This is a genomic window from Senegalia massiliensis (assembly GCF_009911265.1).
GTDB classification, from domain to species: Bacteria; Bacillota; Clostridia; order Tissierellales; family SIT17; genus Anaeromonas; species Anaeromonas massiliensis_A.
In genome coordinates this window covers 51,279-74,324 of record NZ_QXXA01000013.1, presented here as the reverse complement: position 1 = coordinate 74,324, position 23,046 = coordinate 51,279, and the positions used below count along the sequence as shown (strand labels likewise).

Genomic DNA, 23,046 nt, shown 5'->3' with positions numbered 1-23,046 from the left:
TATGTTTAAAAAAATCTTCAAGAAAAAAACTAAAGATGAAAAAACCAAAGATAAAAAAGAAAAAAAAGATAAAAAAAATAAAAAGAAAAAAATAGAAACTGAAGATTTATTAGATAAAAAAATAGATAGTGATACAAAAGAGACTATATTTGATAAAAACAGAAAGAAATTGAAAGATCTAATAGCACCAGATAGTATTAATTTCAGCGAAAGTCCTTTTTATGGAACTATTGGTGATAAATACTATGCTAAAAATATGTATGTGGGATTACTTCCTAATACAGTAAATTTCGCATCGTTTTTACATCAATTATATAACTTTGGAAATATTGATACTTCTATTTATATTAATCCTATTGATTCCGAAACAGCTAAATCTGATTTATCAAAGACAAGAACAAATCTTGAAGCAGAGTTGTTAACTGCTGAAGGAAATAATAGAAGTGATGATATGGCTAGTAAGGCAAGAGAGGCACAAAGACTTAGAACAGAAATAAGAGATGGTACTAATAAATTATATGAAGCTTCTATTATTTCTACTCTCTATGAAGAGGATTTAAGAGACTTAAATAATTCTTCTGACCAACTAAAAGAAACAATGGGGCAATCTGATGTAGGTATAAAAAGTGCTACATATATACAGGAAGATACTTTTAGAAGTAATAAGCCTATTATGAACAATAGAGTAAAAGAATGGCATACTTTTGATAAGAGATCATTAGCTTGTGTATATCCTTTTACAAGTAGCAATATAAATCACGAAGGTGGAGTTCCTTTAGGTTTTAATATGGATAATGGCCTTCCAATTTTTTGGAACAATTTCAATGAATCATTAGCAAACTATAATATGGTTATCTTCGCTAAATCTGGTGGAGGTAAATCTACATTTATTAAAATGTTATCTGCTAGAAGTAACACATTAGATAAAATACAAAATATTTTTATAGATATAGAGCCAGAGTACAACGATATTTGTGAAATTTTAGGAGGTCAGATAATAAAAATAGCTCCTGATACAGATACAATACTTAATCCTTTTGATATTACAATTGACATAGTTAAAAATAAAAAAACAGGAAAGTATTATGAAACACTACTTATTTCAGAAAAGATTAATAGTGTAAGTGCTATGATAATGACAATGGCAAAAGGGCAAATGGATAATAAAGAATATTTTAATGATATTACAAGAATGATTATTAAGAATACTGTAAGAGCAGAATATGAGAGGTTAGAAATCACATCAGACCCAGAAAGTTTATATGAAATAAAGCAACAAAAAGTTGTTAATGGAAGGATAGTAGGAGGAAAAACAAAAAAAACAATGCCTACACTATCATCTTTCTATTTACAGTTAGAAAAACTTGCTAAGCTAAATAAAACAGTTACCTATAAACCAGCCTATGATTATCTTCTTATGGTTTTACAGGATTTCTGCCGAATTAAGAAAGGTAGTTTTATTGCCTTTGATGGTCAAAGTACAGTGGAATTAAGTTATGATATACCTTTCATAAATTTTGATGTTAGTGGATTAAATGAAAAAACAGAACTACCAATTGCACAACATTTAATAACAGATTACATTTGGGAACATATGATTAAAAGAAACAATTCAGGACATAAAATTAGAGTTGGTATTGATGAAGCATGGAGAATGATAAATTTTCCAGATGCATTAGATTTCCTTATTACAGGCTTTAGAAGAGCGAGAAAGAAAAATACAAGCTTTACAGTTATATCACAACAATTTGATGAGTTCTATGGAAAAGAAACAAGTCCAATTATCAGGAACTCAGATACTAAATTATTTTTGCCTCCAGATACCACAAGTGTTGACAATATAGGAGATATTTTTAAATTGACTCAAGGAGAAGTAGAATTTTTAGGTACATGTGGCGTAGGACAGGGTTTATTTATAACGGGAAAAAGTAGTGTTAAATTAAATATTGAAATTCCAGAGTTCGAGATTAACTTTGTAGAAACAAATCAAAATAAAAAGAAACCTACAGGAGTTGGTGCATAATGAATTTTTATAATAGAAAAAGAATAATATCTTTTTTAATAATATTTTTCATTATCTTTAATTCTTTTTCACCAGTTATTGCAGCTAATGATGACGATGAAGATAAAGGTTTTTTTGAAAGTGTAGGGGATGGAATTAAAGATTTCACTAGTGTTATAGGTGGAGGATTGAAAGATTTAGCTGTTGGTGCAGTTGACATAGCATTTGCAGAAGTTGTTAGGTCATTTACAGATATATTTTACTTTATATTTTATCCTGTAAGTGATGTAAATACTATAGATGAGATAGTTTATAACCAAGGCGGAGAAAATTTAATTCTTAGAGGAGGATTGAATCCTAAGATTGCGAAAGTTTTAATGCAATTGTTTCTATGGATACAAAGTATTGCTACTGCTTTCTTTATTCCAATGTTATTATGGCTGGCTGTTGCAATAAACAAAGCAGGAGATAGTCCTCAAAGAAAAGCTCACCTAAAAGATAAAGCAACTAGAATATTTGTAACTTGGTTTTGGCTTATTTCAATGCCACAATTATTAGATTGGGTAATTATTTTTAATAATGCTTTTGTAAAAGGATTATTTATGTTATTACAAGAAATAACAGGATCTGATTTAGAGTTTAGTGGTGGTTTATTAGTTGGTTTCATGAGAGCATTGGCATTCGAAAAAACTACATTTGCTCTATCTGTTATATATGCTATGACAGTATTTTTAAACATATGGATGCTTATTTATTACTTTATAAGGGATATAGCTATTGCTTATTTATTTGTGTTATTTCCAATAATTGCAGTTACATATCCATTAGAAAAAGGAGCTTTAATATCTTGGTGGAAAGAAATGTGTTCGAATATATTCACACAAGCTATTCATGCTTTTGTGATGATAACAGTAATGGCAATAACAGTTAATGTCGCACCTAAGACGATTGTAGGCTCAGTTGCAGAAAGTGTACCGCTAAGTGATGCTTTATTCATAATGATTTCATTTGGTCTTGTTATACCTTTTACTGCAACAGTTAAAAAGATGTTGAGACTTGAAGGTAGTATCGGAGGTGCTAAATCATTTGCAGGTTTAGGTGCTATGTATGGTGCTATGAGGATAGGACAAATGGGCTATAAAGGGATTAAAGATGGTGCTACTAACCTTAGAGAAGGAAACAGTATGATATCACAGGCTCAATCTAATCAGCAATTATTAAACAAAAAAGGTGTATTGAATCAAAAAACTGGTATGCTAGAAGCTGTAAATAAACGTGGAGAAATTGTAACACAAGGTAAAATTGATGATATGTTAGATCAAGGTAAGAAACAACATAGACAAGGAGTATCAAGTTTAGCTTTAGGCTCTACTGCAGGTCTAAGTATGGGTGCAGGGGCATCAGTGTTTGGAGTACAAGAAGGTTTAATGGTTGGTGCAGGAGCAACTGCTATTGGCTCAAGTTTAGGTAGTGGTATAGGTAAAGGATATCATAATGTATCAAATGGTGTTGCAGCTTATAAGGAAGATAGAGAATTTGAAGGTATGTCTGAAAAACAACAAGATGAAAAACTTGGATTGACTTCTCCTGTGTTACAAGGTACTCAATTTAAAGAAGATGAAAAAAAGGCATTAAGGCAACAAAATTTATACAGAGCATTTGGACTAAATAATCTAGCTGATAAAAAATATGCTGAATATACTCCTTATGAAAGTTCAAATGAAGAGATAGAAAACTTACAGAGTGCAGAGCTATACGTAGATAAAAATCAAAGTGTATTATATGGAAGAAATGAAGATGGCAGTAAGAAAATATTAAGAACTGGAAACGGAGACCCAACTGCTAGACAACCTTATACAAGACAAGTTGAGTTTAATGATAATGGAAATGGAACAGGTTTAAAAGGAGCAGAATTACAAGAATTAAATCAACTTAGAAATAACTTAGGCGTTAATACAATGACCTATTCTGACCAAGATAAAAGTATTGTAGAAGGTAGAACAAGTTATTTTGACCCAATTAGAGATGTTCAATCTATGCAAAACAAATCATTGGAAGATGGATTGGTTTTGGATGAAAGAAACATAGAAGAAATAAATTTACCAGAAGATAATAGAGTAGAATCTAAGCTAATGGAAGGAGTAGGCTATTCTTTAACAAGCAATAATGGTACAACGTATTTCAAACGTGGAAGTAATGGGAGTAGTGAAGTTGTTGCAACAAGTACTATGGGTAATCCAAAATTAAGTCAAGGAGAAATGGAAATATCTCCTATAAAATATGATAATGGACAGGTATTACAAGACCAAATGAAATATGCTATAGAGGGAACAGGTTTCCATAGTCCTGCACCTACAAGTATGAAACCTTTTAATAAAGCTATAAGTCCAGAAATAAAAGAAAATATTGAGCCTAATTCACAAATAATGGTAACAGTAGATACAGAATCTTCAAATACAGGAGATTATAATTTTTACAATAGAGAAACACAAGAATTTATAGGCTCACAACCAATACCACAAACAGAAATACAAAAAGAAATGCATGGTCAAGTTTATAATGTACAGGTAGATGGATTAAATAATATGATGATAAAGAGTTCACATAAAATGACTGCTGAAGATTATCATTTATCACATGTATCAAACATGAAAAATCAATCAGCACCTATACCAAGACAAAATAATGAAGAAAACATTAGAAGAGAAATACAAACTAAAATAGAAGAAAACATAAGACAACAACAACAATATGAGCAAACAATAAACAATCTATCAAACACTTATAATAGATTAAATTCAGTTAGTGATTCACAATAATTAAGAACGAAAAAACTCTATATCAAAACCTAGAGTTTTTTCCTTTTTGATAAGGGGGGCATCAAATGCAAGAGCAAGAAAATAAAAATATAGTTGTAGAAATGGCTAAAAGAAAGGCTAAAAGTCTAGCTATGAAAAAGTTAAAGTTATGGTTAGGAAGTATTGTAGTACCCTCTTTAGGAACAATTATACTTATAAGTATAGCTTTTATAGCAATAACAAGAGGGGCAACTATGGTAAGTGACGCCTTTAATGATAGCAAACAAAGTGGTGTCAGTGAAAATACAGAGACAGAGAATTTTAAAATATGGGCAGAAAACTTATCAGAAGATGAGCTTAAATCATTACAGGATAGAGGATCACCATTAAATCCAGAGTTAATTCCAGATTATGCAGATATAGAGATTAGGTCAACTCCCAAGAATGTTCCTGCAACAAAAACAATTATTACTGAGAAAAATGGAAATAGGGATGTTAAAAAAGAAAAGATAACTCTTGATGTAGAAGACATTGTTGAGCCATACAAGCTTGATTGGAAACTAATAGCAGGATTAGAAATTGTAAACCCAAATCATAATGTATGGGAAGGTAAGAATGAAAAATATTTAGCTGATATTGAATCAAATTTGAAACCTAAGTTTAGTTTTTTAACAAATAAAAATACAAAAGATACAATTACTACTATTAAACATTATGAAGAAGTTTTAAATGATAAAGGTGAGGTAGAACTCAAAGTAACTAAAGAAAAAATAACAGAAAAAATGCCATTAGCACATTTAGAATATGTTAAAGGGGTATTTACTAATTATAATTTTACTTACAATTATGATGTAAAAACAAATGAAACAGATTGGAAAAAATCAAAAGTACAAACTAAAACAGGAACATATCAAGAGGAAGGATATTGGGAAACTGTTAAAGGTGGTACGGAAAAAGTATATGTTGAACCTGTATACGGAAAAGAAACAAGAAGGATTAAAGTTAAAGATGGTTATTGGATATTTGCTCCAAATGAATTTGGTATATGGCAACGAATATGGATAGACCCTGTATATGAAACTAAAACAGTAACTGTCGTAAAAGAAAAAGGATATTATAAAACTGTAGACTTACCAGATGAAAAGAAGTGGGTAGAAGGAGAAATAAAAGAAGTAAAATTAAAAAAATGGACAGAAACTAAAGAAATAATTATTGAAGATAAAGTAGCAGAAGTTTTGGAAGAGCCAAATTTCGAAAGAATAAAGAGTACATTTGATGATAATAAACTTGCTACTACTGATATTATCTTATTAAGGGAGATTATAAATAATTTACCTAATTCTAGTGGCATAGTAACCGAATTAAGTAAAGCTATGGAAATAGCAGATATAGAAGAATTTAAAAATATAAACTTTGAGCAATCTACTGGCTCTGGTAATGGTAGTGTAATTGGAGGGGGAAGTGGAGAAATTGTTGAGGGGAATCCTTCAGGCAAAGGTTTTATGTTCCCTGTCCCAGATTATAATAAAGTAACTTCTCCATTTGGATATAGGACTCATCCTATATATGGAACACAAAGATTGCATACCGGAGTTGATTTAGCATATGCAGGAAAACGTGTTGGAGAAAGAGTAATAGCAGCTAAAGATGGAATTGTTACAAGATCAGGATGGGGTGGAGGATATGGTTTAGTAATATATCTAAAACATGATGGAAAATATACTACTAGATATGCTCATAATAGTAAATTACTTGTTAAGGTTGGAGAGAGAGTTAAACAGGGACAAGTTATTGCTAGAGGTGGAACTACAGGTAACTCAACTGGTCCACATCTTCATTTTGAGATAAGGATTAATGGACAACCAGTTAATCCATTACCATATATACGATAAAGGAGTTAAATATGAATAAGAAAAAAATCGTATCAACAGTATTATTAATAATATTCTTATTAGTAATTATAGATATAATTATAACGGATATAAGAGATAATAAAAAAGTTAGTAAAGAAGAAAAGACTATATCTACTACAAATAAAGCAACAGATATTAATAAAAAAGAAATACCGAAGGAAATAGAAGATTTTAATGCTGCAATTTTCTATGAATTTCTTACAAAATTAAATAATAAGGAATTTAATAAAGCATTTGATATGATAAGCCAAAAAAAGAAAAGTGAAAAATATAGTATAGAAAAAATGAAAGAAGAATTTAGTGTTACAGATGGATATGAGTTAACATATTCAATACTTAATATTGAAGAAAATAAAAACTATTATCACAATACAATTCTATTGATAAATTTAGAGGATATGGATCATTCTTATACTACTGAAATAGAAGTATTTATATATAAAGATAAAACTATATATCCACATAAAATGAAAAAGATTGACATGATAGAAGAAGAAATAAAAAAAGTAAATAGTCCAATTAAAGCAATTGATGATGAGACAATAGGTGAATTAAATAAGGACTTTATAATAGACTCCAATGATATTGATAAAGTAAGTAAGAAGTTAAATATGTCTATAGATTTGATAAATACTATTAAGGAAGATTTCTCTAAAGATAAGATTAATAAAGAAAATTATTATAGGCAAAATGAAGGAATTTTATTTGACATATTTGGTATAAAATCACTTAGCGAATTTGAACAGTTCTATAATAAGTTGACACCTATTGATAAGGTCATTAATGCAACCATTGAAGTAGATGGGAATAGAATAACAGATAATATAATAGTTACTGACCTATATGTAAAATCTAAGGAAGAAAAGGTTAAAATGGAATTAAAGATAATAGTAGAAGAAGTAAAAAATAAAAAATACTATCTGATTTTTATAGAATAAAGAAAGGGTGAAAATGTGACTTCAAAAAAATACATATATATACTTTCAGGAATATTATGTTGTAGTTTAATACTTTTATTAGTTATATTTGGTATAGAAAAAGAAAATAAAAGAATAAAAGAGATTGCAAACGAAGAAGAAAAACTAAAAAAAGTATATACAAATAAAAACAAAGAAATAGAAAATGATGTTGATAGTAAAATAGCAGAGGAGTTATTTGGACAGAGTGAAGAAGAAAGGGTAGTTAAAGTATCTTCTTATATATTAAATGAATTTCACAGTTACATAAATAGAAAAGAATATAAGAAGGCTTATAGTATGTTAGATGAAAAATATAGAGAAGACTTTAATTATACGCTAGAAGAATTTAAATTGGAGTACTCAAAAAGAAAGATAGAAAAGTATTTAATGGGTGACTTAGCTACTTATGGTATAGATAGAGATATTTCATTTAATTATTATATAATAACTAAGCAAGGTTTTATAAATAAGAACTTAACTATATTTAGAAAAGACAATAATATAACTCTTGCAAATGAAATTATTACGAATATTTCAGAAATGAATACTAGTGTTGAAAATGAAAATATAGAACTTCTGATTAAAAGAAAATATAAAGTAGATGGTAAAGTTGCCTATCTAGTAGAAATTATGAACAATAAAGATGAAAGTTTAATAATAAATAATACAAAAGAAGGTATCTACTCATTATATGAGGGTAGAAAAATTGGCCATAAGCTACTAAATAAAAATATAGAGTATTATGACATGGATTATATGATTAATCCTGATGAAAAAGAAGAATATTTAATAAAGTTTCAAACAGAAAATGATATAGATAATATTTGGTTAGAAAATAAAGATGGTAAAAAAATAGAATTAAACTTTCTTAAAAATAGAATATAAACTATATAGATTAGAAACAAAATATATACCGATTGTTAGATGTTATTAAATGTGGTAAAATGTATATATATACAAACAAATAAACGAGGGGGACTCTTATGGGAACGAATGTAATTTTTATAGCTTTAGGAATAACTACTGCAATATATATAACAAATCAAATAATAATAAAGAACTATAAGAAATATAAATACAAGATTATACAAAAGCAAGAATTAAAGAAATTATCAGAAGAAAATAATGAAAGTATTGAAGTTACAAATGAAAAAGTTACTAATAAAAAATTAGCAGAATTAATGGAATTAGAAAAAGAATCTATTACTATTGATGAACGAATAACTTTAAATAGAGGGGATAGAATAAGTTTTAATTCTGAAAAATATGGATTTGTATCAGGGATATTTTTAGGGGCTAGAGAGAGTAGCTGTAAAGGGTATTCGGATATGCTAATTATTAAATATGAAAAAGGTAAATTAATACAAGCTCCATTAGAATACATAAATATAGACTCTATAATGGTTTATGGAAGGTAGAATATTATGAGGAAATATTATAATAAATTATTTAAAATTTTTATGATTATGTTTGTAATTATACTTTTATCGAGTAGTGTATATGCAGAGCAAGATAAAGGTGTAAAAAATAAATTAGATGAACAAAATAAATTATTGAAAGAAAAGTTAAATGATACAGGGTTAAGTAAGGAAGAAGAAGTTGAAAGTACAGTAGATAATATGATAGCAAATTCAAAAGAAACTAAAAAAACTACTTTTGCAGATATAAAAAGAAACTTAACTATAATCTTTTTGAAAATTGCATTAGGGATGAGGAAGTATTCAGTATTCGTATATATGTTCATTATTGTAACAAATGTTATAATGATAAACTTTTTAGGGGCAAAGAGTTTACAGAAAAGACGAAAATACATATTAATGTCATTCTTTATTACTATTTTATTTATAGTAGTAATGAACATACCTATAGTAATATTATATTTTCAAAATAATCCTATGCATGAGATATTGACTGCTGATAAAATGGCTAATAGTCTTATATCTTTCATTAGTTTTTTACAGGCTAATAGTTTAGCTTTATGTCTTATATTATATTTATATGGATTTGTAAATGAGTTGTTAGGAGATCAAGGAAATGCTGATGTACCCAGAAAAACTACAGGTGCATATTTTAAGAAAACTGCTATAATTACATTTATTGTTTTACAAACTCTACCAGTAGCAATTAATTTTATAATATAGAGGTGTTATTAAATGAAGATATTATTTGGATTAAATCAATCTGCGAATAATGATATAGAAGAACAAATAAAAAAAGCATATTATGAAATGACAGAAAAAACATTTGAATATAAAAGTGAATACTACTTTGGTGGTATATGGGAAGAACTTAAAAATGAATACAATATATTGATTCTTAAAGAAGATTTAGAGGATAATAGTATTCCAAAAAGTGATTTAGATGAGTTAACAGATGTTTATAAGGACTTAAAGATAATATACATAGTTAATGATGCACATAAGAATGATGATTATATTAAATATGTGTTTAATTTAGGTATTTATAATGTTTTGTATAAAAGTGATTTAACGCTTAGAAATATAGTTGAATTAATTGAAAAAAACAGAAGTAAAAAAGATGCAAAGATATATATGGATATAACAGAAGTTGAAATCTTAGATAGTGAGAATGCTAATATAGTAAAGGATAGAGAACTACAAACTATAATAATTAATTTAACTAATGATTTAAATACTTCAGAAGAAGTGTTTTTAAATTCCTATGTTGAAATACAAGACCAATATAATGATCAGCAAAATTTATATTTACTTACTAAGTTACCTAAAGAAATAATGGAGAAGTTACTTAATAGTGACAATGAATATTTCCATATGCACTATAAAAGATACAAAATTCTGAATGGTGAATATGAAAAAGAAGATGATGAAAATAAAAAAAGTAATACAAATAGAAATATAAAAACTTTCTTTTCAACTAAAGATGGTGAAAAAAACAAAGTTAAGACTAATACAGTTACAAAAACAATAACTAAAATAGAAAAAGAATATATACGTGATTTGCCAAAAGACTATAAAAAGATAGTGGGATTTGTAGGAAATAGAAAAGTAGGAACAACTACTATAATAGATTTAATCGCTAAGACATTAGCTAAAGAAGGAAAAAAGGTATCTGTATTAGATATAACTAATAATCAAACTTTATTTTATATAAAGTGTTGGGGAGATGAAAGTATAACTGACTATCAAAAGAACTCATTAAGATTTTTAGAAGAAGGAGAAAACCATAGTATAAAAATTGATGAAAATTATAATTTATATACTATGGTAGGAAATAGTAAAAAAGAGCAGTATAAATTTGACTTTTATAATGCAATTGAGACTATAAGATATGATAATGATGTTATACTGATAGATTTAAACTTTAAAAGTAACTATCAATGGTTAAAATATGGAGTTTCAGACTTATATGTAGTTAATGATTTAAATGTAATAAATATGATAGAAACAAAAGATTATATAAAAACCCTAGTTAAAAGTGGAGTAAATGAAAAGAAAATCAAATTAATTGTAAACAAATATATAAACAGTAAAGTTAATGAGAAAGATATTCTAGCAACATTAACTGATCCAATATTAGATTTAGAAAATGATGATAGTAACAACAAACTATCTATAAATGCGAATATATTTAAAGTGGATTTTGAAGTTGATAATTATATTAAATTATTGAACAGCTATCTAATCATGGATAACGAAGTAAAAATAGATTCTAAAATTGTAGAACAGATAAAAGTTATTTGTAATGAGATTCATCATATAAGCGAAAGTAAGAAGAAATTCAACATAAAAAAGTTAATTCCATTTGTAAAATAACAAATTATATTAATTTTTTATTTTTGATTTACAAAACATATCTATTGTGTTAATATTATATTATAATTTTAAATTAAAACAAAAACGGATGTGTTTTAATTTGCATATAGGAGGATTTTCAATGAAAAAACCTAGTATCAAGGTAGTTGTAGCTATATTTATAATAATAATAGTTGGAATTATTTACTACTTTCAAGAAATGAAAACATATGAAAGAGTAGATATTGAAAAAGAAAGCGTTGTTGTAGCGGTGGAAGATATACCAGAAAATACTATTATAGAAAAAGATATGGTTAAAGTAGAAGAAAGATTTAGAGGAGATGTTAACAAGCAAAAAATGTTTGAGGGTGTAACAGGAGATATTGACCTTATAATTGGAAGAAGAACAATTACTCCACTTTATAGAAATGAGATAGTTCATAGGGATAGATTAATAGAAAATGAGCCTTATATGAACGATATAGATTTAGACAAGAACAAATTTATGATAACAGTAATGGATGAAGATAAAGCATTAGATATTCAGGAAGGAGATTACATAGATATTTGGCTAAAGCCTACTAAAGAGGGATTAGCTGATAAAAATAGTGTAGAAGTGGAAAAATTATTTGAAAAATTAAAGGTGTATGAATCTAAGACAGAAAACTATACGAATAGTAGTGATAGGGATAAAACAACTGGTGAGGAAAATGGAGTTGCAATTTACCTTACTGTTTTATTAAGTGAAGAAGAAATAAAAGAGTATTTAAGTTTAGTAGAAGGAAGTTACATTTCTAAAATTAGCGTTTATGGTGAAAATTTAGAATATAAAATACTTGAAAAAAGACTAAGTTCAGAAGAAGCTGATAAAAATATAACAGAAAAAGCAAGTGAAATATTGATTAATGAAAATGATAACACTGATGAAAATGCTATTGAAAAAGTTACTGAAGAAGATAAGAAAAACAAGGAGGTTGAAAGTAATGAGTAAAGTTATTTCTGTTTTAAGTTTAAGAAATGGTGTAGGAAGGTCAACTATAGCTGCTTTATTATCACTAGAATTAACATATGATGGTAAGGTGCTAGTAATAGATAATAATTATAAGTTTAATGATTTAGAAAATTATCTAATGATAGAGCCACAATACAATATAGACGACTTAAAGCCTTTTTTTAGAGGAGATAATTTAGATAAGTCTACAACAAAATCTATTATTACTAATATAGAAAATAACTTAGATATTCTTTGTGGAAGTAAAATGAAAGTAAATAATACTTTATCCTCTGATGAGTTAATAAAGTTAATTGAAATAGTTAGAGATGATTATGACTATATAGTTGTAGATAACAAAGCAGGTATACACCATGAAGAAGTCTTAAATTTAAGTAATTATATTGATCATGGGTTATTTATATCTCACCAAAATAAATATGATTACGCTAATTATCTAAAACAATACAAATCTTTAGATAATGATAATAAGAAGAAAATAAATGAAATAATGGAGAAAAGCTTTTTTATTTATAACAGATTAAGTGAAGATGCTAATTTAGACATAAAAGAAGTAAAGAAAGATATAGGAAGTAAAAAAATATATAAGATATATTTTGATAATAAAATTATTGATTTTCTAAATGGCTATAATAAAAAAATAAATAATAATACAAGTAAAATACTAGATAAGTTATTAATTCAAATTACAGGCAAAGAGCCAGATTATAATAAAGTACAACTTGTAGGTAAAAAATTAAAATCTATTTTAAGTAGTTAAGGGGGTGTAAATATGTTTAAGAAAAGCTTAACAGAGGAAAATTTTGCTATGCTAAATAATAGAGTTAAAGAAAGAATAACTCTACAACACAGTAATAGAGAAATGCGAAAGAAACATACTCAAATGTTAATAAATTGTTCAGCAGGAGATAAAAAAGCTAAAGAATACGTAAAACAACATATTTGGAGAGAATTAACAGAGGAAGGATTTAATGATGTTAATTTTCTAAAAGAATTAACCGATAAAATATATTCTAAAAATTGGGGACTTGGTCATTTAGATAAATATGATGTAGATGATGTAGATGAAATAAAAGTACATGGAACAAAAATCCTTATAGAAAGAAAAGGTATTGATGAAGAAGTACCAGAAAAATTTAATAATTATGAAGAAGTTATAACTATAATGAGAAGATGTTTAGAATTTGATAAAAAACAAGATTTAAGTGAAGGGAATTGTAAAGTAGAAACAAAAAGACTTGATGGAAGTAGAGTTACTGCAGAAATTCCTCCAGTAGCAAAAATGCCTTACTTAAATATAAGAAAATTTGAAAGTTTTGTACCTACTACTGAAAATATGGTTAAAAATGAAACAGTGACACAAGAAATGGTACAAGTCTTAGATACTTTAATTAAAGGTAGAGCAAATACAATGATTATAGGAGAAATGAGTTCTGGAAAAACAACTGCAACTAAATGGTTGCTTGGATTTATGAAAAAAGATTTAACTGTAGGAACTTTGGAGACTACATTTGAGTTACATTTAGAAAAATTATATCCAAATAGACATTGGGTGCAATTTGAAGAACAAGAAAATTATCCATTAAGAGAACTCTTTGCAACAATGCTAAGAAAAAGTGTAGATGTAATATTAGTGGGAGAAACAAGAAGTTATGAGGTAAATGAATTAATTAAAGCAATGACTAGAGGACATAGTGGTAGTATTGGAACAGCACATAGTATAGGTCCTTTAGAAGCCATTGATGATATGGCAGATATGGTGCTAGAGAGTGGTAAACTCGTAAGTTTACAGGAAGTTAAATATAGAATTGCTAGAGCATTAGATATAGTTATACAATTTAGAAAATTGCCTAATAAACGAAGAGTTTGTGCAGGAATTTATGAAATAGTAGTTGATAGTCAAAATATGAAATATGATGCAGTTCCACTATTTGAATTTGAAATAGATGAAGAAAATCCAGAAAGTCAAGGACAACATGTAATGAAAAATACTATATCACAGAAATTAAAAGATAAATTAAATCATTATGGTGTTAAGAGAAGTAAAATAAACGAAGTTTTCCCTGCTAAATATGAATAGAAGGGAGTTATAAAATGTTATATGTAATACCACTATCTATCCCAATAATTCTTTTTATAATTGAATTAATGGGACATAGAAAAAGAAAATTAAGAGTAGCAAGAAAAAAGAAATTTACAATTAATTTTAGAAGAATATCTTTTATAACAGATAAATTATTCAAGAAAAATGAGTATATTTATAATCTTAGATCAAAATATGCAATGAAAATATCAGTTATTAGTGACATGAAAAGAGACCAAGTAAATATTATCGCCGAAGGTTTTATTACCATTTCATTTTTAGCAACACTTATATTAGTTATATTTTTATTTACAATAATGAATATGTGGTTATCTATATTAATAATAGGTATGGTTTTTATATTTTTTATTCATTATTCATTTAATTTATATCTTAATCTGAGATTAAAAAAAATACATAGACAATTTCCTATAGCAGTACAAAAATTTACTGATATATATTTAACTAATAAAAATATCAAAGCAACTTTAAATGAATGTTATATTGATATGCCTAATGAAATTAGTTATGTATTTGAAAGATTAGCAAGAAGATTATCAAGTGAGTATGAATATAAAAAATATTTTAGAGAATTTGCAGATAGTTTAAAGTATGTTTGGGCATATGCTTTTGCAGAATTATTGGTAATGAGTTATGAAGGCTCTGGAGATATATCTGATGAATTACTGTTCTTAAATGACTTAATTAATGATGATATTCATGATATGGAAGAAAGTAAATCAGAGTTAACCTCTACTAAGTTAACATTTTTAATACTTACTTTGTCTACATTAGGAGTATTCTTATTTAACATATTTATAAATGATATAGCTAAGTTCCTATATTTATATACTACTGCAGGAAATGGAATAATAACTATGTGGGTAATATCTGTAGCAATAGGAATTTTCACAAGTACATTGATAGAAAAGATTTAAAAGAGGGGGGATTAATATAAATATGGAATTAGATATAAATATATATTCTGTTCTAATCTCTATTTCAATTTTATTACTAATAATTGAATTGATTCCTCAAAGAAAAAGAAAGAGGGTTAGAGATTCACCAATAGGTAACAAGATTAGAAATTTAGCAAAAAATAAAAAAATGAAATGGGCTTTAAGCAAAGAAAATAGTAAAAGCTATAAAAGGAAAAGTAAATTAGTTAAAGCATCTGGACTTAATATAACAACTGGGATGTTAGAAATAATTTCTATAATGTCACCAATTGTAACAATACTATTTATGATTTTAATTAAGATTACTACTGAAATTAATAATATTATAAATAATAATAGGTTACAAGAAATAGCAAAAAAAATTGGAGAGGAAAACTTAAGTAAAGTAAATTTTGCAATCAGTTGGGAATTTATTATTATAGTGTGTTTATTATCTTATTTTCTACCTTCAATCGTATTAAGACTGTATGTAGTTTACAGGAAAACATTAGGACAAAATGAAATAGTAATGTTACAAACATATACTATTATGATGATTAGAGGTGGAAAACCTGTAAAACAAATATTAATAGGTCTTATGAACAGATCAAATCACTTTAAAAGTGATTTGGAAAGAGCTGCAACAAACTTTAGTGAAAATCCTAAGAAGGCATTAATTGATTTAAGAGAAAGAACTGCAAATGATGACTTTAGAAGTATTGTAATTTCTCTTGAACAGATGTTAACAAGTAGTAGGTCAACAAGTTTGAGATATATAAAAAATAATAGAAAATATGGAAAGCAATTAACTAAAATTGCAAGGAAAAAAAGAGATGCTAAAAAAACTATATTTATGTTTATATTATTAGTCATACCTCTTATGGCATTTGTATTGGTAGGTGGTTATCCTTGGTTAATTTCAACATTTCAAGCAATAGATTCAGTTCCATTTTAAAAAGTAAAAAAGCAAATGGATTAATATGCTTAATTTTAATAATAGCTGTGATAGCAGTTATTGGTTATAATTTATTGCCAACAGTAAAAAACGCTTTAGATAATAGAGGAAAAAAAATGATTGAAACAGATTACTACAATTCTGATGATACATTAATTCAAGAAGTTAAATAAGTTTATTTTTAATTGTTATAAATAAATAAAAAAATAAAAAAGGAGTTGGTAAAATGAAAGAGTATTTAGTTGATAAGTTAAAAAAGGTATTGAAAGAAAAAAGGGGTAATGGATTTGTAGCATTTTTAATAATTTTAGCGGTAGTCGCAATAATTGGCTATTTAGTAATGCCTCCTACAATGGATAAAATTACTGCAGAAGGAGAATCTGCAAATACTAATGTCGGAGATACAATGGATGCAATAGAAGGTAAAAAAGTAACACCTTAATAAAAAGGAGATTAAAATAATGTTAAAAAAGGTATTGAAAGAAAAAAGAGGTAATGGATATGTAGTATTTTTAATGATTTTGGCAGTAGTCGCAATAATTGGCTATAACGTACTACCACCATTAGCAGATACTATTACACAAAAAGGAACAGAAGCAAGTACAACTATAGAAAATTTAGATGTAGCACCATAAATAAGGAGAGGATAAAATGGGTGAATTTAAAAAAAGAATTAAAAATACAATTAAAAATAAAAAAGGATATACATTACTAGGATTTATTCTAATTTCAACATTTATAACTTATTTTATCCTCTATTTAATTTTCGGAGCAAGTTACTTTATGAAAAGAAACGATATGGAAAATGTAGCATATAAGAAACTAGATAGAGCATTAGTACAGGGACAATTTGATAATTCGCTACAACAAGAATTAGTTGATGAATTAGAAAGTCAAGGATTTAATTCTAGTGACTTAGAAATAATAATAACTCCTACATATGCAGGAGATTCCTATGATAGTACATATGTAAGTAGAGGAGATGAAATTGAATTAAAGGTTATTTATAAGAAACCACATAAGTTTTATCTTCTAAATATGGCTGTACCAGAAAGTAAATTTTGGATAGGTGAAAAAGCTAGTGGAATGAGTGAGAAGTGGTGATTACAAATATAAACAAAAAAATGTTATCTGGGAAAAAAGGAAATGCTTATCTATGGCTTATTATTTTCATTGTAATATTTACAGGATTAACTGCTTTTATATTTGATTCTGCTAATTTAAAATTAAAAGAAAAAAAAGTCAAGAATGCAGTTAATAATTCTGTGAAAGCTAGTTCATTAGCAGTTTTAGAAGGTGAAGAATTAGCAAGAGGGAATTTTTTGATAGATCCTGTAAAGGGAGAAGAAAATTTTATAACTATATTGGCTAATAATTTAAATTTAGATAAAGATACTTTAGAACCTATCAGAAAGAATATAATTTATGAAAAACCTAATATAGTAGAGTTTGAAATAATAAACAATACAGAAAGTGATTATTATTCACCAACATTGAATAGAACAATAGAAATTCAAAATCCAACAACAGTAGCTATATTAGAATTTAAAGTTAAAGGAATGTTTCGAAAAAAAACTTTAAAAATTTATAAATTATCTTCCAGTCAATTAAAGTCAAACCTCTAATACACTTATGCTTGTATTAGAGGTTTTTAATTATTTAAAATATGATATAATATGTTTATAAATAACACAATATTAGTGTCGACACAACACTTATATTGTGTTATAATATAAGTATAGAAAAAATAAGGGGAGTGAAAAACTTGAAAAATAAAAAAGTAATTATTATAAGTATTATGCTTATAACATTAATATTTATGTTAACAGGATGTGGAGAAAAGAAAAAGAAAGATGAAACTACAAAAAAAAGTGAAGATAGTGCTATTGAAAAGGAAATAGGAAAAGAAAAAGCAAGTGAGAAGAATGAGACAGAGTCTGAAAAAGATGAAGATGCCAAAGGAAAAGATGATAACTTTGATAAAAAGAATTCTGATAAAGATAGTAAAGATAGTAAAGATAGTAAAGATAGTAAAGATAAAACTAATAAAATAGACGATAATAAAAAAGATAAAAAGAAAGTGGCTAATAGCAAAAATGACAATAATAAAGTAAGTGGTGGTAAAGGTACAAACAGTAGTAAGAAAAGCTCCGATAAAAGTGACTCAACACCTAAGACAACCACTAAAAGAATTACGAAGACAGAAACTATTTATTATAAAACTATAAGACAAAATGATTCAACGCTTGAAAAAGGAAAAGAAGTAATTAAACAAAGTGGAAGAAATGGACTAAGAACAATTACATATAAAGTTACATATAAGGATGGAAAAGAAACGAGTAGAAGTAGAATAAGTAGTGAGATAACAAAAAATCCAGCAAACAAAATTATAAGTGTAGGTACAAAAGTAGCAGGGTTAAATAAGCCTAGTGGTAGAGATTATCAAATGGAAAGTTATTTAAAAAGTCAATACGCAGTAGGGAAAGGGAAATATCAAACACTAAACAAAGAAAAAGTGCCTACATTCAATAGTTACCTAAGTAAGTTATCAAATGGATCTATGAGTACTAGTACAGTTAGAAATAATTTATATAGTATGAAATGGAAAGAGTCACACTTGTTTATAGATAATGAAATTCAAGATTATAGCATAATTGATGTGAGTGCTGTTAAATTAGTTACATCACAAACTAATCGCTCAAGTATCTTGAAACAATTAAGAAGTAAAGGATTATATTATTGCAAAGATTATTCTAATATACAAGTGTATTGGAATAATAACACTAAAAAATATACAGTTAGTGGATTAAATTTAACTATAACATCACGATAATGAGTGATGTTATAGTTAAATTTACCTCTACAATATAGAAAGGGGGTGACTAATTGAAATTTAGAAAGATAATAATTACATTTATTATTATGATGTTAATTACCACTATATCACCTCATCAATACATGAATACTTCTTATGGTTACTCGTCATCAGATAATGATCCAACAAATTTTTATAGTTGGGCAAACTCTTATCTTGGTACTGATAAAGCCTATTATGTAAAATCTACTGATGAAATAAAATTTGTATCAAGAGGAATAATGGATAGTAGTGCATATTATAGATGGGGAACAGAAGGATATCAAGTAAGAGTTAGATTAGATAATGGAAAGGTATTATGGACTATAATACCTTTTGGACATAAAGGCTTTATAGAGAAAGAAGAAATAAGTGGTAAATATATCTATACTTTAAAGAGGTTAAAGTGGAAATCTGGTTCAAATAGTTTAATGAGTACATTAAAAAAAGAGTTTGTAGACACAGGAAAAATAACACAATCAGAATTAAATACTGTTGGACTAGGTGATATAAGATTTGATGCTGTATTTGTTCTTAAATTAGATGGTAGAGATCAAGGTTATTTAAGGTCAAATGGAACAATAAGCGGTAATTTATATCTTACTGATGGTAGATATAAATCTCCTCCATATGTTTATGATAGTAATGCAATTAAGTTCAATAATGCTGTTCCTCGTTTAACTTCAGTCGATAAAAAACAAGGCTCAAATGGATATACTGGAATGAGAGGGTCAGCACCTTGGAGTAGCAATTCAAAAAAATCTATGGCTGATAGAATGGATATATCTGTTGTTACTGATAGCACCGATAATAATCCTCCTAACTTATGGTATTCACCTAACAGTAAAGGTTGGACTAATCAGGATGTTACAGTAACTATTAGAGCAAGTGATGATTATGGTGTTGATAATGTAAGTTATAGATACTATAAATCTGGATATAATTCTGGTTATAAAAGAGGTAACAATGGAACAAAAGTTACATTCTATTCTGAAGGGATTTGGAGAATAACAGGTACTGCAAAGGATTATTCTGGACATTCTACTTCTAAAACAAGTGGTTACTATAAAATAGATAAAACTGATCCTGGTGGTACTTTTTCACCGAATAGTTCTAGTTGGAGAAATAGTAATCTTACTGTAAATTTCAACCCTAGTGATAGTGGAGGTAGTGGAGTTTATAGATGGAGATATAAAGTATATAAAAATGGCTCATGGGGTAACTATAGTAGCTATATAAATGGTGATACTAGTAAAAATATAACATTATCTACTGAAGGGAAAAATAGAATTTACGTTGCAGTTTATGATAATGCAGGAAACTCAAAAGGTTTATATAGTGGTCATTACTATATTGATAAAACTTCTCCAGAACATTATAGTCATAGTATTACAGGAGAGAGGTATAGAAAAGGTAATGACTATTGGATAAGACCAAATGAATCAGTTAAGTATAAAATGAGAGGTTATGATAGTCTAAGTGGAATAAGATATAGCTATGGTAGATTTACTTCATCGGGAGTAGACTCTCGAAGTCAACATGATTGGAATAATTCTTCCACTCATAATAATCACTTTATGAAAAGTAATTATTTAGAGTTTGTTTCTGCAAATGAAACATATGAGAGTGGAAGTCATAAAGAAATTGAGTGGACAATAAAACCTAAAAACTACTCTTCTAATTATGAAAAAGATTACGATGCCCAATATTATTACAGAGACAATGCAGGTAATAATGTTGGATATACTGATACAGGAATGAATTTAAGAGTAGATGGTAGTAGACCATATCATTTATCAGATGAAATAATAGGTGCTCGATACATAGATGAAAATAATTATTGGGTAAGGCAATCTGATAAATTGAAAATAAGGGTAAAAGGTCAAGATGACCGTTCTGGACTTAAATTAACATATTTATCATTAAATAATCATAAAAATAGAGCTTACACTTATTGGGAGGGGAATTACTCAGAATATGTAAAAGATTCATCTGATTTTTCAATTCCAAGTGGTAGAGTAATTGATGGTAATGGAGCTGCAAAAGAATATGAATTTGATGTTAATGTTAATACGTCACAAGATATAGATTCTAATGTTAAATACTTATATAAAGATAATGTAGATTATTACACTTATGATTATGCAAATAATAATAAGTGGGAAAATACTAATAAAATTATAAAAGTAGATAACACTAAACCTAGTGGAACATATTCACCTACTAGTTTGAATTGGACAAACAGTAATCAGACTATATCATTTAATCCATCGGATAGTAGAAGTGGTGTACAGAAATGGAGATATAGACTATCTAGTGATGATGGTAATAATTATGGTAGTTGGAGTTCATGGATAATAGGAGATACTACTTCAAATATTTCTTTAGAATCAGAAGGTACTTGGAAAATACAAGCAGAGGTTATTGATAATGTAGGTCTTAGTAATATTGTAACTAGTGGTACTTACGAAATAGATCAATCTCTACCTGAACATATATCACACTCTATTACAGGTCATAGATATAAAAATAGTAATGACTATTGGGTACAGCCTAATGATACTATTAAATATAAACTGAGAGGTTACGATAAGGATAGTGGTATATGGATATCTTATGCTAGATTATATGCTGATGGTGTAGATGCTAGAAGTAAACATAATTGGTCTAATACATCAACTCATAATGACTATTTTAAAACAAGTCTATATATAGATTTTGATAGTGCAATAGAAACATATGAGTCTAGTGGTTATCGAGAGGTAGAATGGACAATTAAAACTAAAGAAAATTCTACTGACAATGAAAAAGACTATGATATGCAGTACTACTATATAGACTATGCAGATAATCATTTAGGGTATGGTAGTACAGGAATGAATTTAAGAATAGATAACACAAAACCAGATATTCACATAAGCCAGACAGAAGGGATTTTACTCCCAACTGATGAAATACAGTTAAATGCTAGTGATAATAGAAGTGGAGTAAAAAAAATACAGTATAAATGGCTAAAAACAAGTTCAAAGCAAACTGATTTTACAGATTTTACTACTCATAGTGGAGGGAATAATATAAATAAGCCTTCACATGGAGAGGGATATTACCTTCATGTTATAGCAACCGATAATGTCGGTATAAGTAGATATAATGTTTATGGAGAGTATAATAATTATGAGATATATCTAAAAAACTATAGAATTACTGATATGGTTAATCATCAAGATTATGGATATATTTATCCTATACCTAAAGACGATTTATTTGTTTATTATAAAGCAGGTTATTATGTAACATTTAGAATAGATGCAATAGGAGATCCGCAAGAAGTTATAGCAGAAATGGATATTAATTCTATTCCAGATGGAAATATTAAAATGAAAATTGTAGAAGATGATGGAGTATGGACCACATGGGAAGGAGAATACTATTCTGATGTAAACACTTCTGAAGGCTCTATGATATCAACTGATATAACTGCTTATAAAGATAGTATAATATATAACTACAATTCTCATGAATTATGGGATGGTGAAATCTTAAAGATTAAAGGTAATGCAATAAAAGATACAAAGATAAATAGAACAAATTAAAACTACTCTAATTAATTTTAGAGTAGTTTTTTTACTAACTATTTTATTTCAAATTATTGATATTACCATATCTTGTTTTACACAATATAAACGTTGTGTTATAATATATTTAAGGTTAATTTAAACATTGAATATATTATTTGAGAGTATGAAAAATAGTTTAGAT

General features: G+C 27.2%; 20 protein-coding genes. All 20 read left to right on the top strand.

What is annotated here, in order from left to right; all coding sequences use genetic code 11:
• The first annotated feature begins 1 nt into the window (after window position 1).
• The 20 genes from D3Z33_RS12300 to D3Z33_RS12205 all read left to right on the top strand — a co-directional run bounded on the left by D3Z33_RS12300 (window position 2) and on the right by D3Z33_RS12205 (window position 22,880).
• Window positions 2-2,023: a VirB4 family type IV secretion system protein gene (locus D3Z33_RS12300; RefSeq protein WP_160198068.1), complete on the top strand. Its 2,022-nt coding sequence runs from the start codon at window positions 2-4 to the stop codon at window positions 2,021-2,023.
• Window positions 2,023-4,821, top strand: a complete 2,799-nt coding sequence (locus D3Z33_RS12295) for a hypothetical protein (protein WP_160198067.1) — start codon at window positions 2,023-2,025, stop codon at window positions 4,819-4,821. Before D3Z33_RS12300 ends, D3Z33_RS12295 begins: the two co-directional genes overlap by 1 nt.
• A 65-nt stretch (window positions 4,822-4,886) precedes the next feature.
• Entirely contained in the window at window positions 4,887-6,692 is a 1,806-nt protein-coding gene (locus D3Z33_RS12290) for a M23 family metallopeptidase (protein ID WP_160198066.1), read from the top strand.
• Window positions 6,693-6,703: 11 nt separating this feature from the next.
• Window positions 6,704-7,651 carry a hypothetical protein gene (locus D3Z33_RS12285; protein WP_160198065.1) on the top strand — a complete coding sequence of 316 codons (948 nt, stop codon included), beginning with the start codon at window positions 6,704-6,706 and terminating at the stop codon, window positions 7,649-7,651.
• 15 nt (window positions 7,652-7,666) lie between these two features.
• Entirely contained in the window at window positions 7,667-8,557 is an 891-nt protein-coding gene (locus D3Z33_RS12280) for a hypothetical protein (RefSeq protein ID WP_160198064.1), read from the top strand.
• Between the two features lie 98 nt (window positions 8,558-8,655).
• A complete protein-coding gene (locus tag D3Z33_RS12275; RefSeq protein ID WP_160198063.1) occupies window positions 8,656-9,090 on the top strand; it encodes a hypothetical protein in 435 nt (144 codons plus the stop codon).
• A gap of 42 nt (window positions 9,091-9,132) precedes the next feature.
• Window positions 9,133-9,813 (top strand): hypothetical protein, encoded by a 681-nt coding sequence (locus D3Z33_RS12270; protein WP_160198062.1) that lies wholly within the window; start codon window positions 9,133-9,135, stop codon window positions 9,811-9,813.
• A 12-nt stretch (window positions 9,814-9,825) separates the two neighbouring features.
• Window positions 9,826-11,466, top strand: a complete 1,641-nt coding sequence (locus tag D3Z33_RS12265) for a hypothetical protein (protein WP_160198061.1) — start codon at window positions 9,826-9,828, stop codon at window positions 11,464-11,466.
• A 121-nt stretch (window positions 11,467-11,587) separates the two neighbouring features.
• Window positions 11,588-12,436 carry an SAF domain-containing protein gene (locus D3Z33_RS12260; protein WP_160198060.1) on the top strand — a complete coding sequence of 283 codons (849 nt, stop codon included), beginning with the start codon at window positions 11,588-11,590 and terminating at the stop codon, window positions 12,434-12,436.
• Window positions 12,429-13,217, top strand: coding sequence for an AAA family ATPase (locus tag D3Z33_RS12255; RefSeq protein ID WP_160198059.1), 789 nt, complete (start codon window positions 12,429-12,431; stop codon window positions 13,215-13,217). Before D3Z33_RS12260 ends, D3Z33_RS12255 begins: the two co-directional genes overlap by 8 nt.
• Before the next feature lie 12 nt (window positions 13,218-13,229).
• On the top strand, window positions 13,230-14,537 hold the full coding sequence (locus tag D3Z33_RS12250) for an ATPase, T2SS/T4P/T4SS family (protein WP_160198058.1): 1,308 nt from the start codon (window positions 13,230-13,232) through the stop codon (window positions 14,535-14,537).
• A gap of 14 nt (window positions 14,538-14,551) precedes the next feature.
• Window positions 14,552-15,478, top strand: coding sequence for a type II secretion system F family protein (locus tag D3Z33_RS12245; protein WP_160198057.1), 927 nt, complete (start codon window positions 14,552-14,554; stop codon window positions 15,476-15,478).
• A gap of 22 nt (window positions 15,479-15,500) precedes the next feature.
• Window positions 15,501-16,433 carry a hypothetical protein gene (locus tag D3Z33_RS12240; protein ID WP_160198056.1) on the top strand — a complete coding sequence of 311 codons (933 nt, stop codon included), beginning with the start codon at window positions 15,501-15,503 and terminating at the stop codon, window positions 16,431-16,433.
• Complete coding sequence (locus D3Z33_RS12235; RefSeq protein WP_160198055.1) at window positions 16,388-16,606, top strand: hypothetical protein; 219 nt, start codon at window positions 16,388-16,390, stop codon at window positions 16,604-16,606. Before D3Z33_RS12240 ends, D3Z33_RS12235 begins: the two co-directional genes overlap by 46 nt.
• A gap of 53 nt (window positions 16,607-16,659) precedes the next feature.
• A complete protein-coding gene (locus D3Z33_RS12230) occupies window positions 16,660-16,875 on the top strand; it encodes a hypothetical protein (RefSeq protein WP_160198054.1) in 216 nt (71 codons plus the stop codon).
• Window positions 16,876-16,894: 19 nt separating this feature from the next.
• A complete protein-coding gene (locus D3Z33_RS12225) occupies window positions 16,895-17,068 on the top strand; it encodes a hypothetical protein (RefSeq protein WP_160198053.1) in 174 nt (57 codons plus the stop codon).
• 16 nt (window positions 17,069-17,084) lie between these two features.
• On the top strand, window positions 17,085-17,537 hold the full coding sequence (locus tag D3Z33_RS12220) for a hypothetical protein (RefSeq protein ID WP_160198052.1): 453 nt from the start codon (window positions 17,085-17,087) through the stop codon (window positions 17,535-17,537).
• Entirely contained in the window at window positions 17,534-18,058 is a 525-nt protein-coding gene (locus D3Z33_RS12215; RefSeq protein ID WP_160198051.1) for a hypothetical protein, read from the top strand. Before D3Z33_RS12220 ends, D3Z33_RS12215 begins: the two co-directional genes overlap by 4 nt.
• Before the next feature lie 140 nt (window positions 18,059-18,198).
• On the top strand, window positions 18,199-19,266 hold the full coding sequence (locus tag D3Z33_RS12210) for a G5 domain-containing protein (RefSeq protein WP_160198050.1): 1,068 nt from the start codon (window positions 18,199-18,201) through the stop codon (window positions 19,264-19,266).
• 53 nt (window positions 19,267-19,319) lie between these two features.
• Complete coding sequence (locus D3Z33_RS12205; RefSeq protein WP_160198049.1) at window positions 19,320-22,880, top strand: hypothetical protein; 3,561 nt, start codon at window positions 19,320-19,322, stop codon at window positions 22,878-22,880.
• The last annotated feature ends 166 nt before the right edge of the window (window positions 22,881-23,046 follow it).

Excerpts from the sequence above, each read along its gene's own strand:
- D3Z33_RS12300 (WP_160198068.1), top strand. The coding sequence starts at position 2 with ATGTTTAAAAAAATCTTCAAGAAAAAAACTAAAGATGAAAAAACCAAA.
- D3Z33_RS12295 (WP_160198067.1), top strand. The coding sequence starts at position 2,023 with ATGAATTTTTATAATAGAAAAAGAATAATATCTTTTTTAATAATATTT.
- D3Z33_RS12290 (WP_160198066.1), top strand. The coding sequence starts at position 4,887 with ATGCAAGAGCAAGAAAATAAAAATATAGTTGTAGAAATGGCTAAAAGA.
- D3Z33_RS12285 (WP_160198065.1), top strand. The coding sequence starts at position 6,704 with ATGAATAAGAAAAAAATCGTATCAACAGTATTATTAATAATATTCTTA.
- D3Z33_RS12275 (WP_160198063.1), top strand. The coding sequence starts at position 8,656 with ATGGGAACGAATGTAATTTTTATAGCTTTAGGAATAACTACTGCAATA.
- D3Z33_RS12270 (WP_160198062.1), top strand. The coding sequence starts at position 9,133 with ATGATTATGTTTGTAATTATACTTTTATCGAGTAGTGTATATGCAGAG.
- D3Z33_RS12265 (WP_160198061.1), top strand. The coding sequence starts at position 9,826 with ATGAAGATATTATTTGGATTAAATCAATCTGCGAATAATGATATAGAA.
- D3Z33_RS12260 (WP_160198060.1), top strand. The coding sequence starts at position 11,588 with ATGAAAAAACCTAGTATCAAGGTAGTTGTAGCTATATTTATAATAATA.
- D3Z33_RS12255 (WP_160198059.1), top strand. The coding sequence starts at position 12,429 with ATGAGTAAAGTTATTTCTGTTTTAAGTTTAAGAAATGGTGTAGGAAGG.
- D3Z33_RS12250 (WP_160198058.1), top strand. The coding sequence starts at position 13,230 with ATGTTTAAGAAAAGCTTAACAGAGGAAAATTTTGCTATGCTAAATAAT.
- D3Z33_RS12245 (WP_160198057.1), top strand. The coding sequence starts at position 14,552 with ATGTTATATGTAATACCACTATCTATCCCAATAATTCTTTTTATAATT.
- D3Z33_RS12240 (WP_160198056.1), top strand. The coding sequence starts at position 15,501 with ATGGAATTAGATATAAATATATATTCTGTTCTAATCTCTATTTCAATT.
- D3Z33_RS12230 (WP_160198054.1), top strand. The coding sequence starts at position 16,660 with ATGAAAGAGTATTTAGTTGATAAGTTAAAAAAGGTATTGAAAGAAAAA.
- D3Z33_RS12225 (WP_160198053.1), top strand. The coding sequence starts at position 16,895 with ATGTTAAAAAAGGTATTGAAAGAAAAAAGAGGTAATGGATATGTAGTA.
- D3Z33_RS12220 (WP_160198052.1), top strand. The coding sequence starts at position 17,085 with ATGGGTGAATTTAAAAAAAGAATTAAAAATACAATTAAAAATAAAAAA.